At 71.6% G+C, this 15,060-nt stretch carries 14 protein-coding genes and 1 tRNA gene; 10 read left to right on the top strand and 5 right to left on the bottom strand.

The features are described 5' to 3' along the window. Positions 1-25: 25 nt before the first annotated feature. Positions 26-1,552 (bottom strand): potassium/proton antiporter, encoded by a 1,527-nt coding sequence (locus S1361_RS17150; protein ID WP_208036639.1) that lies wholly within the window; start codon positions 1,550-1,552, stop codon positions 26-28. 205 nt (positions 1,553-1,757) lie between these two features. Here S1361_RS17150 and S1361_RS17145 point away from each other — a divergent pair, with 205 nt between their 5' ends. Beyond that, entirely contained in the window at positions 1,758-4,616 is a 2,859-nt protein-coding gene (locus tag S1361_RS17145) for a penicillin acylase family protein (RefSeq protein WP_208032715.1), read from the top strand. Positions 4,617-4,695: 79 nt separating this feature from the next. Here the strand turns inward: S1361_RS17145 and S1361_RS17140 are convergent, their stop codons facing one another. Then, positions 4,696-5,277, bottom strand: coding sequence for a 5-formyltetrahydrofolate cyclo-ligase (locus tag S1361_RS17140; RefSeq protein WP_208032714.1), 582 nt, complete (start codon positions 5,275-5,277; stop codon positions 4,696-4,698). 134 nt (positions 5,278-5,411) lie between these two features. Here S1361_RS17140 and galU point away from each other — a divergent pair, with 134 nt between their 5' ends. The 8 genes from galU to S1361_RS17100 all read left to right on the top strand — a co-directional run bounded on the left by galU (position 5,412) and on the right by S1361_RS17100 (position 11,923). Then, complete coding sequence (galU, locus tag S1361_RS17135) at positions 5,412-6,323, top strand: UTP--glucose-1-phosphate uridylyltransferase GalU (RefSeq protein ID WP_208032713.1); 912 nt, start codon at positions 5,412-5,414, stop codon at positions 6,321-6,323. Continuing rightward, positions 6,320-7,642, top strand: coding sequence for a molybdotransferase-like divisome protein Glp (glp, locus tag S1361_RS17130; RefSeq protein ID WP_208032712.1), 1,323 nt, complete (start codon positions 6,320-6,322; stop codon positions 7,640-7,642). Before galU ends, glp begins: the two co-directional genes overlap by 4 nt. An 84-nt stretch (positions 7,643-7,726) precedes the next feature. Then, entirely contained in the window at positions 7,727-8,239 is a 513-nt protein-coding gene (gene moaC / locus S1361_RS17125) for a cyclic pyranopterin monophosphate synthase MoaC (protein ID WP_208032711.1), read from the top strand. Further along, a complete protein-coding gene (locus S1361_RS17120) occupies positions 8,236-8,775 on the top strand; it encodes a MogA/MoaB family molybdenum cofactor biosynthesis protein (protein ID WP_208032710.1) in 540 nt (179 codons plus the stop codon). The genes moaC and S1361_RS17120 overlap by 4 nt, the downstream gene beginning before the upstream one ends. 20 nt (positions 8,776-8,795) lie before the next feature. Then, complete coding sequence (locus tag S1361_RS17115) at positions 8,796-9,410, top strand: GNAT family N-acetyltransferase (RefSeq protein WP_208032709.1); 615 nt, start codon at positions 8,796-8,798, stop codon at positions 9,408-9,410. 177 nt (positions 9,411-9,587) lie between these two features. Further along, entirely contained in the window at positions 9,588-10,769 is a 1,182-nt protein-coding gene (gene sepX / locus S1361_RS17110; protein WP_208032708.1) for a divisome protein SepX/GlpR, read from the top strand. 93 nt (positions 10,770-10,862) lie between these two features. Continuing rightward, positions 10,863-10,936, top strand: a tRNA-Ala gene (locus tag S1361_RS17105). Between the two features lie 81 nt (positions 10,937-11,017). After that, a complete protein-coding gene (locus tag S1361_RS17100; protein WP_208032707.1) occupies positions 11,018-11,923 on the top strand; it encodes a LysR family transcriptional regulator in 906 nt (301 codons plus the stop codon). Here the strand turns inward: S1361_RS17100 and S1361_RS17095 are convergent. After that, positions 11,809-12,861: a DMT family transporter gene (locus S1361_RS17095; RefSeq protein ID WP_243769195.1), complete on the bottom strand. Its 1,053-nt coding sequence runs from the start codon at positions 12,859-12,861 to the stop codon at positions 11,809-11,811. The two genes, S1361_RS17100 and S1361_RS17095, sit on opposite strands and share 115 nt — an antisense overlap. A 147-nt stretch (positions 12,862-13,008) precedes the next feature. Continuing rightward, positions 13,009-13,485 carry a GNAT family N-acetyltransferase gene (locus tag S1361_RS17090; RefSeq protein WP_208032706.1) on the bottom strand — a complete coding sequence of 159 codons (477 nt, stop codon included), beginning with the start codon at positions 13,483-13,485 and terminating at the stop codon, positions 13,009-13,011. A gap of 79 nt (positions 13,486-13,564) precedes the next feature. On the opposite strand from S1361_RS17090, the gene S1361_RS17085 reads away from it, so the two are divergent. Then, positions 13,565-14,368 carry an exodeoxyribonuclease III gene (locus S1361_RS17085; RefSeq protein WP_208032705.1) on the top strand — a complete coding sequence of 268 codons (804 nt, stop codon included), beginning with the start codon at positions 13,565-13,567 and terminating at the stop codon, positions 14,366-14,368. A gap of 16 nt (positions 14,369-14,384) precedes the next feature. On the opposite strand, the gene S1361_RS17080 is transcribed toward S1361_RS17085, so the two are convergent. After that, on the bottom strand, positions 14,385-15,005 hold the full coding sequence (locus tag S1361_RS17080) for a MerR family transcriptional regulator (RefSeq protein ID WP_208036637.1): 621 nt from the start codon (positions 15,003-15,005) through the stop codon (positions 14,385-14,387). Positions 15,006-15,060: the final 55 nt, after the last annotated feature.

Genomic DNA, 15,060 nt, shown 5'->3' with positions numbered 1-15,060 from the left:
GGTGTGAACGGTACGAAACGTACCCTTAACGCGCGTTGCCGCCCCCGTCGGTGCCCAGCCAGCCGGCCAGCTTGCCGCCGTGGGCGACCGCGCGCAGGCGTCGTTCCGCCGCGTCGCGGACCGGGTCGGTGGCGACGACCAGCAGCTCGTCGCCGTGCCGCAGCACCGTCGTGGGCATCGGTACGAACGATCTCCCCTCCCGTACGACGAGGGTCACGCCCGCGCCGGGCGGCAGCCGCAGTTCGCTGACCTCCACGCCGTGCATGCGGGAGCCCGCGGGGACGGAGACGGACAGCAGGTGCCCCCGCAGCCGCTCCAGGGGCGCCGACTCGATGCCGAGGTCGGAGGCCTCGCCCTGCTCGCCCAGGCGCAGGGTGCGCGCCAGCCAGGGCAGGGTGGGCCCCTGGACGAGGGTGTAGACGACGACCAGGACGAAGACGATGTTGAAGATGCGGCGGCTGCCGGCGACCCCGTTCACCATCGGGATGGTCGCCAGGATGATGGGGACGGCGCCGCGCAGGCCCGCCCACGACATCAGGGCCTGCTCCCGCCACGGCACCCGGAACGGCGCCAGGCTGGCCACCACGCTCAGCGGGCGGGCCACCATGGTCAGCGCCAGCCCGATGACCAGGGCGGGCCACACGTCGTCGCCCAGCTCGTGCGGGGTGACCAGCAGGCCGAGGACGACGAACATGCCGATCTGCGCGATCCAGCCGAGGCCCTCGGCGAAGCCGCGGGTGGCGGGCCAGTGGGGCAGCCGCGCGTTGCCCAGCACCATCGAGGCCAGGTAGACGGCGAGGAACCCGCTGCCGTGCCCCAGGGCGCCGGCGGCGTAGGCGGTGACGGCGATGGCCATCACGGCGATCGGGTAGAGGCCGGAGGCGGGCAGGGCCACGTGCCGCAGCCCCCAGGCGCCGATCCAGCCCACCGCGATCCCTATGGCCGCGCCGATGGCCAGCTCCAGGGTTATCTCGCCGAGCAGGACGTACCAGTGCTCGACCGGGCCCGCCGTGGAGAAGGCGACGACCAGGATGACCACCGGGGCGTCGTTGAAGCCGGACTCGGCCTCCAGCGTGCCCGTCACGCGCGCGGGGAGGGGAATGCGCCGGAGCACCGAGAAGACCGCCGCCGCGTCCGTCGACGACACCACCGCACCGATGATCAGCGCCTGCCGCCACTCCAGCCCGACCAGGTAGTGCGCGCCCGCCGCGGTGACCCCCACGCTGATCGCGACGCCCGCCGTCGCCAGCACGGAGGCGGACGACAGAACCGGCCGGATCTCCTTCCACTTCGTGCCCAGGCCGCCCTCGGCGAGGATCACGACCAGGGCCGCGTATCCCATGACCTGGGTCACTTCGGCGCTGTTGAAGTGGATGTCGCCGATGCCGTCCTGGCCCATGAGGACGCCGATGCCCAGGTAGACGAGCAGGCTGGGGAGCCCGCTGCGCGAGGAGATCCGGACGGCCGCGACGGCGACGAGCAGGACGACGGAGCAGACGAGCAGGAGCTGGTTGAGGTGGTGAACAGTCAGCGGGCGTTCCTCCTCCGGGATCGGCCGGGGCGGTCTCCGGTTACTTCGTTACCTTACCTAACTCTTGACGCTTTCTTGACGTTCGCCGAGGCAAGATCGAACGCTCGTGCGCGCTGGTTCCCGACTCCGCGTCAAGCGGGACAGGGCCCTGCGCCTATGGTTGCTCCAGCGCTCATTCAAAGTCACAGCCCGACCTGCCGCTCGCGTTAGGACAGCAAGGACAGCGATGCCCCCCAACACCACCGCCACAACGGGTGACACCGCCACAACGGGTGCCACGTCCGTCAAGTCCGGCAGGAAGAAGGGGCGCAGAGCCCGTCTGATCGTGCTCGTGCTGGTCCTGGCCATCATCGGAGGCGTCGCCTACGGCGCGTACTGGTCGATCAGCACGGTCCGCGCCTCCTTCCCGCAGACCACGGGTTCGATCAAGCTCGACGGCCTGTCCGGGCCGGTCGACGTCAAGCGGGACGGCTACGGCATTCCGCAGATCTACGCCTCCTCCGACGAGGACCTGTTCATGGCGCAGGGCTACGTCCAGGCGCAGGACCGGTTCTACGAGATGGACGTGCGCCGGCACATGACCTCCGGGCGCCTGTCGGAGATGTTCGGCAAGGGCCAGGTCGAGAACGACGAGTTCCTGCGCACCCTCGGCTGGGACCGGATCGCCCAGCGGGAGTACGACACCAAGCTGTCGGCCGCCACGAAGAAGTACCTCCAGGCCTACGCCAAGGGGGTCAACGCCTACCTCCAGGGCAAGGACGGCGAGGACATCTCCCTGGAGTACGCGGCCCTTGGCTTCTCCAACGACTACAAGCCGGGGAAGTGGACCCCGGTCGACTCCGTCTCCTGGCTGAAGGCGATGGCCTGGGACCTGCGCGGCAACATGCAGGACGAGATCGACCGCGCCCTGATGACCAGCCGCCTCGGCCCGCAGCAGATCCAGGACCTCTACCCGGCGTACCCCTACAGCCGCAACAAGCCGATCGTCCAGGAAGGCCGGTACGACGATCTGACCAAGGCCTTCCAGCAGAGCGGCGCCGCGAACACCGCCCAGGGGACGGCGAGCGGCACCCAGGGGGCGACCGGCACTCCGGGCACCCAGGGCACGGCCGGCGGCGCCACGGGCTCCTCTCAGGGCGCCACGGGCACGGCCGGCTCCTCCGCCTCGGCCGGGACGGGTTCGGGGCTCACGAGCCAGTTGGGCGGCCTCTACAACGTCCTGGACGACCTGCCCACGGCCGTCGGTGTGAACGGGCAGGGGATCGGCTCCAACTCGTGGGTGGTCGCCGGGAAGTACACCGTCAAGGGCAAGCCGCTGCTGGCCAACGACCCGCACCTGTCGGCGTCCCTGCCGTCCGTCTGGTACCAGATGGGCCTGCACTGCCGGACCGTCTCCGCCAAGTGCCAGTACGACGTCAGCGGCTACACGTTCGCCGGTATGCCCGGTGTGATCATCGGCCATAACGCGAAGATCGCCTGGGGCATGACCAACTCCGGCGTCGACGTCACCGACCTCTATCTGGAGAAGGTCAGCGCCAACGGCTACCTGTACGACGGCAAGATCCGGCCGTTCCAGACCCGCGAGGAGACCATCGAGGTCGCCGGCGGCAAGGCCAAGACGATCGTCGTCCGCCAGACCCAGGACGGGATGCCGCTGCTGTCCGACCGTGACGACGAACTCGTCCAGGTCGGCAAGAGGGCGAACGTGAACACCGCCGCGCCCGACCGGGGCGACGGCTACGGCATCGCCCTGCGCTGGACCGCGCTCGACCCGGGCACCTCCATGGACGCCGTGTTCGCGCTCGACAAGGCCGCGGACTGGAAGGACTTCCGCGCGGCGGCCGCCCTGTTCGACGTGCCGTCGCAGAACCTGATCTACGCCGACACGGACAACCACATCGGCTACACGCTGCCCGGCCGGATCCCCACGCGCTCCGCCAAGGACGACGGCTCCGTCCCGGCGCCGGGCTGGGAGTCCAAGTACCGCTGGAAGGGCTTCGTCAAGCAGGACGAGCTGCCCTACGAGTTCGACCCCAAGCGCGGCTACATCGTCACCGCCAACCAGGCCGTGGTCGATCCCCGGAAGTACCCGTACACGCTCACCACCGACTGGGGCTACGGCACCCGCAGCCAGCGCATCGCCGACCTGATCGAGTCCAAGATCAGGGGCGGCGGGAAGATCTCCACCGACGACATGCGGCAGATGCAGCTGGACAACAGCAGCGAGATCGCCAAGCTCCTGGTCCCCAAGCTGCTGAAGATCAACCTCGACGACCCGGACGTCCGGGAGGCGCAGAAGCTGCTGGAGGGCTGGGACTACACCCAGGACGCCGACTCCGCGGCCGCCGCGTACTTCAACGCCGTCTGGCGCAACCTCCTCAAGCTCGCCTTCGGCAACAAGCTGTCCAAGGAGGTGCGCGTCAAGGGTCAGTGCCTGTGGGTCGACAAGATCGACAGCACCGGCCCGGTGGACGACGACGCCAAGGTGCGCGAGTGCGGCCAGCGCGATGCCGACCAGGCCCAGCCGGACGGCGGGGACCGCTGGTTCGAGGTCGTGCGCACCCTGATGGACAAGCCGGACAGCGACTGGTGGAAGACGCCCAAGTCGGGCACCCGGCCCGGCGCCGAGAACCGCGACCAGCTCTTCGCGCGGGCCATGATCGACGCCCGCTGGGAGCTGACCGCCAAGCTCGGCAAGGACATCGACACCTGGAGCTGGGGCCGCCTGCACCGGCTGTTCCTGAAGAACCAGACGCTCGGCACCGAGGGCCCCAAGCTCCTGCAGTACATCCTGAACCGCGGCCCCTGGAAGCTGAGCGGCGGCGAGGCGACGGTGAACGCGAGCGGCTGGAACGCCGCCGGCGGCTACAACGTCGTCTGGGTGCCGTCCATGCGGATGGTCGTCAACCTCGCCGACCTCGACAAGTCCAAGTGGATCAACCTGACGGGCGCCTCCGGGCACGCCTTCAGCGCGCACTACACGGACCAGACGGGCAAGTGGGCCAAGGGCGAGCTGCTGCCCTGGTCGTTCTCGGCCAAGGCGGTGGACCGGAGCACGAGCGACACGCTCGTCCTCAAGCCGTGACCCCGTGACGGCACAGCGCTGAAGAACGGCCCTCCACGCGCGCGTGGAGGGCCGTTTGCCGTCCGGCGGCCGATCCGGGTCAGCCGCCCCCGAAGCGGCGCACCCCCGACGGGGTCACCACCGCGTGCACCGGCTTGTCGTGCGCCTCCGCCGGGACCCGGGCGACGACCTCCGTGTCGTACAGCAGCACCACGAGCCGGGGGCGCGCGCCCGCGCGTTCCAGCCGGGCCAGCACCCGGTCGTACGACCCTCCGCCGCGCCCCAGGCGCATCCCGCGCGCGTCCACCGCGAGCCCGGGCAGCAGGACGACGTCCGCGGCCGTCACGGCGTCCGGGCCGAGCCGTGCGCCGGAGGGCTCGAACAGCGCCATCCTCCCGCCGTGCTGCACCCGCGCGAGGGAGTCCGGGCCGGCGTACTCGCCCCAGTCCAGATCGTTGTCGGGCAGGAGCGCGGGGAGCAGGACGCGCACCTCCCGGGCGCGCAGCGTGTCCAGCAGAGGGAGCGTGCCGGGCTCGCTCCCCACGGAGACGTACGCCGCCACCGTGCGCCCGTGCGTCAGCTCGGGCAGTTCCAGGGCGTGCTCGGCCAGCGCGCGGCCGGCCTCCCGGACGTCATCCGCCGTCAACCTGTTCCTCACCGCGAGGAGCTCTCGCCGCAACATCCGCTTGTCAGGCTCGCCCGTAGGTCCGACGTGTTCCACTGGTCGTTCGCGCACCCTTCTTAATGCAGGTCATACGAGGGTCAAGCAACCGGAGCCCCAGAATCCCTACAAAGGCACCGGATAAGGTTGCGGGCATGACTCAGTCCCACCCCAGGATCAGCAAGGCTGTCATCCCCGCAGCCGGCCTCGGTACCCGGTTCCTGCCGGCGACCAAAGCCACTCCCAAGGAGATGCTGCCGGTTGTCGACAAGCCGGCGATCCAGTACGTGGTCGAGGAGGCCGTGTCGGCGGGGCTCGACGACGTCCTCATGATCACCGGGCGCAACAAGCGCCCCCTCGAGGACCACTTCGACCGCAACTACGAGCTGGAATCGGCGCTGGAGAAGAAGGGCGACGCCGAACGGCTCGCGAAGGTGCAGGAGTCCAGCGACCTGGCCACCATGCACTACGTGCGCCAGGGCGACCCCAGGGGCCTCGGCCACGCCGTCCTGTGCGCCGCTCCGCACGTCGGCCAGGAGCCCTTCGCCGTCCTCCTCGGCGACGACCTGATCGACCCGCGCGACCCCCTGCTGCGGCGCATGATCGACGTCCAGGAGCAGCACGGCGGCAGTGTGATCGCCCTCATGGAGGTCGCGCCCGAGCAGATCCACCTCTACGGCTGCGCGGCCGTGGAGGCCACCGCCGCCGGCGACGTCGTGAAGGTCACCGGACTGGTCGAGAAGCCCGACCCGTCGGACGCCCCGTCGCGCTACGCGATCATCGGCCGGTACGTCCTCGACCCGCACATCTTCGACATACTGCGCAAGACCGAGCCGGGCCGCGGCGGCGAGATCCAGCTCACCGACGCCCTCCAGCAGCTCGCGCAGGACGAGAAGGTCGGCGGCCCGGTGCACGGCGTCGTCTTCAAGGGCCGCCGCTACGACACCGGGGACCGCGGCGACTACCTGCGTGCCATTGTCAGACTCGCGTGCGAACGTGAAGACCTGGGACCGGAGTTCCGGACCTGGCTTCGCAGTTACGTAGCCGAGGAGATGCAGCAGTCTTGAGCAGCGCCGCGACCCGCCCCGCCGGCCCGGACGACCTGTGGTCGGTGGACGAGCACCTGGAGGACATCCTCTCCACCGTCCGTCCCCTCGAACCCATCGAGCTGCAACTGCTCGACGCCCAGGGCTGCGTCCTGGTCGACGACGTCACGGTGCCGGTGTCCCTGCCGCCGTTCGACAACAGCTCCATGGACGGGTACGCGGTGCGGGTCGCGGACGTCGCCGGCGCCGGCGAGGAGTTCCCGGCCGCCCTGGAGGTCGTCGGGGACGTCGCGGCCGGCGCGGCCGACCCGGTCCGGGTGGGTCCCGGACAGGCCGCGCGCATCATGACCGGCGCCCCGCTGCCGCCCGGTGCCGAGGCCGTCGTCCCCGTGGAGTGGACCGACGGCGGACTGGGCGAGGGCCCGGTCAGCGGCATGCGGGCGCGCAGCCTGGCCCCCGAGGGCGCCGAGGGGCACGTGCACGTGTACCGGCCCGCCGAGGCACGCGCGCACGTGCGGGCCAAGGGCAGCGACGTGAAGGCCGGCGACCTGGCCCTGGCGGCCGGGGCGATCCTCGGCCCGCCGCAGATCGCCCTGCTCGCCGCGATCGGCCGCGGCACGGTACGCGTGCGCCCGCGCCCGCGCGTGGTCGTGCTCTCCACCGGCAGCGAGCTCGTCCAGCCCGGCGAGCAGCTGGCCACCGGCCAGATCTACGACTCCAACAGCTTCGCCCTGACCGCCGCCGCGCGGGACGCGGGCGCCATCGCCTACCGGGTGGGCGCCGTCGCCGACGACGCCGAGACCCTCCGCTCCACCATCGAGGACCAGCTCATCCGCGCTGACCTGCTGGTGACCACGGGCGGGGTGAGCGTCGGGGCGTACGACGTCGTCAAGGAGGCGCTGTCGTACGCCGGTGACGCGGACGAGGCCGGCAGCGGCGTCGAGTTCCGCAAGCTCGCCATGCAGCCCGGCAAGCCGCAGGGCTTCGGCACCATCGGTCCCGACCACACCCCGCTGCTGGCCCTGCCCGGCAACCCGGTGTCCTCGTACGTCTCCTTCGAGCTGTTCGTCCGCCCCGCCATCCGCGCCCTGATGGGCCTCACCGATCTGCACCGGCCCCGCGCGCGGGCCGTCCTGAAGGCGGACGCGGCGCTGCGCTCGCCCAAGGGGCGCCGCCAGTTCCTGCGCGGGACGTACGCCGACGGGGAGGTGGTCCCCGTGGGCGGTGCCGGTTCCCACCTGATCGCCGCGCTGGCGCAGGCCGACGCGCTGATCGTCGTACCGGAGGACGTGGAGTCCGTCGAGCCCGGCAGCGAGGTGGAGGTGGTCCTGCTCGGCTGACCTCTGCCGGTTGGCGGTACCGTGTCGCGCACAGCAGGCCCGCGCTCCGCACCGCGCCGGGCCGGGACCGGGAGCGCCACAGCCATGACAGTGCCTTCCCGGGGGGAGACCCCCGGACCCCCTGCGCAGGACCGACTGACGCACCTCGACGACGCGGGTGCGGCCCGCATGGTCGACGTATCCGGGAAGGACGTGACCGCGCGCACCGCCCGTGCCGCCGGCCGGGTCCTCGTCTCGCCGCGCGTGGTCGAGCTGCTGCGCGGCGAGGGGGTGCCCAAGGGCGACGCCCTGGCCACCGCGCGCATCGCCGGGATCATGGGGGCCAAGCGCACCCCGGACCTGATCCCGCTGTGCCACCCGTTGTCGGTGTCCGGTGTGACACTGGATCTGTCGGTCGCGGACGACGCCGTGGAGATCCGGGCCACCGTGAAGACCACGGACCGCACGGGCGTCGAGATGGAGGCCCTCACCGCGGTGACGGTCGCCGCGCTCACCGTGATCGACATGGTCAAGGCGGTCGACAAGGGGGCGGTCATCACGGACGTACGGGTGGAGGAGAAGACGGGCGGCAAGTCGGGCGACTGGAGTCGGGCATGACATTCGACGACGGCATCGGGGGCGCTCCGCCGGCGCCGTACACCGCGCTGGTCGTCACCGCCTCCAACCGGGCCGCCGCCGGCGTCTACGAGGACAAGGGCGGCCCGCTGATCGTGAAGGGCCTGCAGGACCTCGGGTTCGCCGTGGACGGGCCGCAGGTGGTGCCTGACGGGGATCCGGTGGAAGCGGCGCTGCGGGCGGCCGTGGCGGCCGCGTACGACGTCGTCGTCACCACCGGCGGCACCGGCCTTTCGCCCACCGACCGCACACCCGAGGCGACCCGCGCGGTGATGGAGTACGAGGTGCCGGGCATCGCGGAGGCCATCCGCGCGTACGGCCGGGAGAAGGTGCCGACCGCGGTGCTGTCCCGGGGCCTGGCCGGGGTGGCGGCAGGGACGCTGATCGTCAATCTGCCCGGGTCGACCGGCGGGGTGCGCGACGGGCTCGCCGTACTGGAGCCCCTGCTGGTCCACGCGGTCGACCAGATCCGTGGCGGTGACCACCCCAGACCCGGCAGCAGCGGGGGTGCGAGCTGAACAGCCCTTCCTGGCCCGTCGTGCTGGCGGACGGCGATGTCGTCCTCCGGCCGATAAAGCTGCGCGACCAGCGGGCCTGGCGCGAGGTGAACCGGCGCAACCGCGACTGGCTGCGTCCCTGGGAGGCGACCATCCCGCCGCCCACGCCGAGCGGACCGATCGCGCACCGGCCGACCTACCGCCAGATGGTCCGGCACCTGCGTGCCGAGGCGAACGCGGGCCGGATGCTGCCGTTCGTCATCGAGTACCAGGGGCGGCTGGTCGGGCAGTTGACGGTCGCCGGGATCACCTGGGGCTCGATGTGTTCCGGGCACGTCGGCTACTGGGTGGACGAGGCGGTGGCCGGGCGCGGGGTGATGCCGACGGCCGTCGCGCTCGCGGTGGACCACTGTTTCCGTACCGTCGGTCTGCACCGCGTCGAGGTGTGCATTCGCCCCGAGAACCGGCCGAGCCGGCGGGTGGTGGAGAAACTCGGATTCCGCGAGGAGGGGCTCCGGCCGCGTTATCTGCACATCGACGGCGCCTGGCGGGACCATCTCGTCTTCGCGCTCACCGCGGAAGAGGTGCCCGACGGGTTGCTCGCGCGATGGAAGCGGGCGCGCTCCCAAGGGGCCCAGCGCACCGAGCGCCAGTAAATTGAAAATGTGTTCGAAATTGATCGGCCGTTGACCGACTTCGGGCGCTGAATTCGCGGCCAGAGTGGTCCTCTGATCGCATCCGTCGCAAAAAATGCTGGAAATATCAGCCAGATCGTGCGACACACCGGCCCAATTGGCGGATGGCCTCACGCAAACCCCTCTACCGTGTGAGGCGTGAGCAGCAGCGGCCTCATCTACGCAGTCATTGTCGGGGCCTGGGCCGCCTACTTGGTGCCGATGTGGCTCCGTAGGCAGGACGAGCTGAACGAGGCCCGTCCGACGGAACGCTTCAGCACCGCCATCCGGCTGCTGTCCGGACGGGCGGGTATGGAGCGCCGGTACGCCAGGGACCTGCGGGCGCGCTCCACCCAGGAGGGGGAGCCGGACACCGGCGATCCGGACGCGGTCACCGACTCGGTGGACGTCCGGGCCTTCGCCGTGCCTCCGACCCGCCGTCAGGTCACCGCGGACGCCGGGCCCGAGGCACCCGGCAGCGCGGACCCGGCGCCCGGCCAGGCCGTCGAACCGGCGCCCAGGCCCGCCCCCGCGCACGCCTCGGGGGCCGTACCCGCACAGAAGTCCACGGCGTCGGCGCAGGCAGCCGCGGCCCGTGCCCAGCGCTCGAAGGTGCTCGCGCGCCGTCGGCGTACCACTGTCGTGCTCTTCCTCGCCTTCACGCTGGGCGCGATCGTGGCCGCCGTCGGCGGGCTCGCCTTCCTGTGGGCGCCCGGCGTGCCCGCCGTCATGCTGAGCGCGTACATCGCCTACCTGCGGGCGCAGGAGCGCCGCCGCTTCACCTACCAGATGGACCGCCGCCAGGCCGAGGCCGCCGCCCAGCGGCTGCGCGAGCGCCAGCCGCACCGGCGCGCGTCCCTCGACACGGACGCCGGGGCGGACGAGACGGAACCGGGCGCGGACACCGGCACGGACACCGGCCTCTCCACGCTCGCCGCCGACCGGCGGGCCCTCGTGGAGCAGACCGACCACGCCGAGTGGGTCGACCAGCAGCGGGAGCGGCAGCGGCGTCCCGGGCACGGCGACAGCTGGGACCCGGTACCGGTGCCCCTGCCGACGTACGTCACCGCGCCGGTCGCCCCGCGCGCCACCTCCGACGTGGATCTGGGGGCGCCCGGCACCTGGAGTTCGGCGCGGTCCAGCGCGGTGATCCCCGAGCAGGACGCCGGTACCCACGAGAGCGAGGCCGGGGAACCGGCACCCGCAGCCGGGGACCGGCCGGCGGGCGGCCACGGCGACACCCGCCGCGCGGCCTCCGCACGGCGGGCACGGGAACGCGGACGCACGCCCCTCTTCGACCAGTACGAGGACGGCGACCGGCCCCGCGCGGCCAACGAGTGACACCCGTCACACCCCGGAAACCCCCGCCCTGACCAGTCAGGGAGCGGATTTCCAAGCACCCCGATCGGGATGCTAAAGTTTCACTCGTTGCAAGGGCCTGTGGCGCAGTCCGGTAGCGCACCTCGTTCGCATCGAGGGGGCCAGGGGTTCAAATCCCCTCAGGTCCACTGCACGACGTGAGATCCCGTCGGTCATCATGACCGGTCGGGATCTTCGTCGTATCCGGGGCCGCGCACGGGGGGTTGTCGATGGAGCTGCGTCACCTGGTGACGTTCCAGAAGGTCGCGTCGCTGCTGAGCTTCACGCGCGCCGCGCAGGAACTCGGCTACGCGCAGTCGAGTGTGACGACCCAGATCCGCGGGTTGGAGTCCTCGCTCGGCGTCGAGCTCTTCGACCGGCTCGGCGGGCGGATCCGGCTCACGCCCGCCGGGGAGAGGCTGCTGGAGTACGCCGAGCAGATCCTGACGCTCGTCGAGGCGGCACGCGCCGATGTGGCGGGCGGGGACGGCCCGTCGGGGACGCTGGTGATCGGCACCATGGAGAGCATCACCTCCTACCGCATGCCGCCGCTGCTGGAGTTCTTCCACCACCGCTATCCGAAGGTGCAGCTCGCCCTCAGGCCGAGCCTGTGCGCCGAGACCCGGCACGCGCTTCGCCAGGGCGGCTTCGACATCGGCTTCCTCCTGGAGCAGGAGACGCGGCACCCGGGCCTGGAGACGGTGGTGCTGGCCGAGGAACCCCTGGTCCTCGTCGCGGCCCCCGGCCATCCGCTGGCAGGGCGCCGGGAACTGTCGCCGGTCGACCTCGCGGCGGTGTCCGTGCTGGCGGCCGAGGCCGGGTGCGCCTACCGCGACCTGTTCGAGGCGGAGCTGCGGACCGTGCGCGGCGGCGCGCCCTTCCTGGAGTTCGGCACCATCGAGGCGATCAAGAAGGGCGTGGCCTCCGGGCTGGGGATCTCGCTGCTGCCGGTGGTCACCGTCGCCGCCGAGCTGGAGAAGGGCGAGATGACGGCGCTGCCGTGGGACGCCCCGTTCTCCGTCTACACGCAACTGGCGTGGCGCGGCGGCCGGCGGCTCTCCCGCGAGCTGCGGCTGTTCATCGACCAGGCGAAGCGGCTGATGCGGGAGGACGCACCGCTGCACGCGCCGGCCTGATCCGAACTCCGCTCGGGCCCGCCCCGGCCCTTCCGGCCGCCTTCGCGGCGCACCGGGCGCCAGCCCAGGTTGGTGCCCAGGGACGCGGCCACGATCAGGGGGATGCCCAGGGCCTGGGCCCAGGTGATGTGGTGGCCGTAGACGGCCCAGTCGGTCAGCAGTGCGGCGGCCGGGTAGACGAAGGCCAGTACGGCGATCTTCGGGGTGGGGAGCTTCTGGTACGCGGAGTACATCAGGGCGTACATGACGCCGGTGTGCAGGAAGCCGAGGCCGGCCAGCCAGGCCCAGCCGGTGCCGAGGTGGGTGCTCTGGCCGAGCCGGGTGAAGGGGAGCAGCAGCGGGATGCCCACCAGGACCTGCACCAGGGCGACGAGATGGGGCCGTACGCCGGTCACGCGCTTGGTGATGATCGTGGACAGGCCGTAGAAGAGGGCGGCCAGCAGCGCGTAGCCGAGGCCCACGAGGTAGGCGCCGTCGCCGGAGAGGTCGGAGACGGAGACGCCGGCGACGAGGACGAGCCCGAGGAAGGCGACCAGCAGCCAGGCGCCCTTCTGCTTCGTGACGCGGTCCTTGAAGAACAGGGCGCCGAGCAGCACCACGAAGAACGGCTGGGTGTGGTAGACCACGGTGGCCACCGAGATGGACGTCCTGCCGTAGGCCTCGAAGAGAAACGCCCAGTTGAACACGATGAAGACGCCGCCGAGCGCGGCGAGGGCGAGCTTCCGCGGGGTGAGGCCGTGGTTCTTGAGGAAGCCGCGGACCAGGCAGTACAGGCCGAGGAACAGGGCGCCGAACACGCACCGGTAGAAGACCACGGTGAACGGCGAGGCGCCGGACTCGACGACGAAGACGCCGATGGTGCCGGACAGCAGCATCGCCGCCGTCAGTTCGACCGCGCCGCGCGTCTCCGTGCGCGCGGGCATGCCTGTTGTGCCCATGCCATCCTCCTGGGGAGCCCCGTCCGCGCCGGCCCCCGCGTGCGGCCGGCGCGAGACGAAGCTACGGGCCCGGACGACACCGGGTCCACGGCCTGCCGGCGAACGAAACCGATGCCCCCATCGGCGCTGTCGATGGCCGGGGGAGGGTCAGAGCCGCTTGGCGTAGCAGAGGCTTTCCTCGTGGTGGCGGTAGTAGCCGAACTTGGCGCACGGCTCGTAGCCGCTGGAGGTGTACAGGGCTATGGCCTCCGGCTGCTTGGTGCCCGTCTCCAGGACCATGCGGACCCGGCCGGCCGCGCGCGCGTCCTCCTCCAGGGCCGCGAGGATGCGGCGGGCCAGGCCCCGGCCGCGCATCTGCTCGACGACGAACATCCGCTTCAGCTCCGCGTCGCCGTCCTCGTTGCCCTCCTCGTTGCGGTCCTGGCTGCGCCAGCCACCGGTGGCCACCGGGCGGTCGTACTCGTCGTACGCGATGAGGTACACACCCCGGGGCGGATTGAAGTCGGTGGCGTCGAGAGTCGTGGCGTCGCCCCCGTCGCCGTAGCGCAGGTGGTATTCGGCCTGGACCTCGTCGTTGAGCTTCACGGCGTCGGGGTGATCGAAGCGAACGCGGCGAATAATCATGCTGGGCATCGTACTTCTATGCAGTGGGTGGGGCCCTGGATTTTGCGGACCGCGACCAGTGTGCCGGTATCGTGCCCGGGTGCTGACTGTGACCTCGGTGAACGTGAACGGACTGCGGGCGGCCGCGAAGAAGGGCTTCGTGGAGTGGCTCGCCGGGACCGAGGCGGACGTCGTCTGCCTGCAGGAGGTGCGCGCCGAGCCGCACCAGCTGCCCGAGGAGGTCCGGCAGCCCGACGGCTGGCACGTCGTGCACGCCCCGGCCGCCGCCAAGGGCCGCGCGGGCGTCTCCCTCTACACCCGCCGGGAGCCCGACCGCGTCCGCGTCGGCTTCGGCTCGGCGGAGTTCGACGGCAGCGGCCGCTACGTGGAGGCCGATCTGCCCGGAGTCACCGTCGCCTCCCTCTACCTGCCCTCCGGCGAGGTCGGCACCGAGCGGCAGGACGAGAAGATCCGCTTCATGGGCGAGTTCCTCGCCCACCTGAAGGAACTGCGCGAGCGGGCCGCCGCCGACGGGCGCGAGGTCCTCGTCTGCGGCGACTGGAACATCGCCCACCGGCAGGCCGACCTCAGGAACTGGCGCGGCAACACCAGGAACTCCGGGTTCCTGCCCGAGGAGCGGGCCTGGCTCGACCGCGTCTTCGACGCGCAGGACGGTGGTTACGTCGACGTCGTCCGCGCCCTCCACCCGGACGCCGAGGGGCCGTACACCTGGTGGTCGTACCGGGGCCGGGCCTTCGACAACGATTCGGGCTGGCGCATCGACTACCACGGGGCCACGGCCGGTCTGGCCGGCAAGGCGGTCAAGGCGTACGTCGAGCGCGCGGCCACGCATGCCGAGCGGTGGTCGGACCACGCGCCGGTGACCGTCGTCTACGACCTCTGATCCCGCTCGGTCCCGTTCAGTCCCGCTTGTTCAGGCGGCGGTCCAGGGCCAGGGAGAGTTCCGCCTCCACGACGCTGCGGGCCAGGGGGCGCAGGCGGCGTAGGTCCTCCTCGGGGGCGTGCCGCAGGATCAGGGTGGTGAAGAGGTCGGCCAGGGCGTCGGCGTGTTCGCGGACGCGGGCGCCGGCCGCCAGTACCTCGGCGAGCGGGATGCCCTCGCGGACCAGTGCGGAGGAGACGTCCAGCAGGCGCCGGCTGATGTGGACGATCTCGTCGCCGTCGGTGCCGAGGTAGCCCAGCTCCATGGCGGCGGCGAGGTTCTCGGGAGTGACCTCGCCCTCGAAGCGGGCGGCGAGTTCCTCCGGGGTGAGGCGGACCGGCTCCTCCTCGGTGGGGGTGCCGACGCCGAGCAGGTCGGCGACGTCCCGGCCCTGGTCGAGGGCCTCGGCGAGTTCCGCTATGCCGTTCAGGGTGTGGCCGCGCTCCAGCAGGGCGGCGATGGTGCGCAGCCGGGCCAGGTGGTGGTCGTCGTACCAGGCGATGCGGCCCTCGCGGCGGGGTGGTGGGAGCAGCTTGCGCTCGCGGTAGAAGCGCAGGGTGCGCACGGTGACGCCGGCCAGCCGGGCCAGTTCCTCCATGCGGTACTCGCGGGGACCTTCCTGGGTTTCTGCGTCCTCTGCCACGCCCGCAGCC

Source organism: Streptomyces cyanogenus, from assembly GCF_017526105.1.
GTDB classification, from domain to species: Bacteria; Actinomycetota; Actinomycetes; order Streptomycetales; family Streptomycetaceae; genus Streptomyces; species Streptomyces cyanogenus.
The sequence above is the reverse complement of the archived record's forward strand: the minus strand, read 5'-3'. Positions and strand labels throughout refer to the sequence as shown.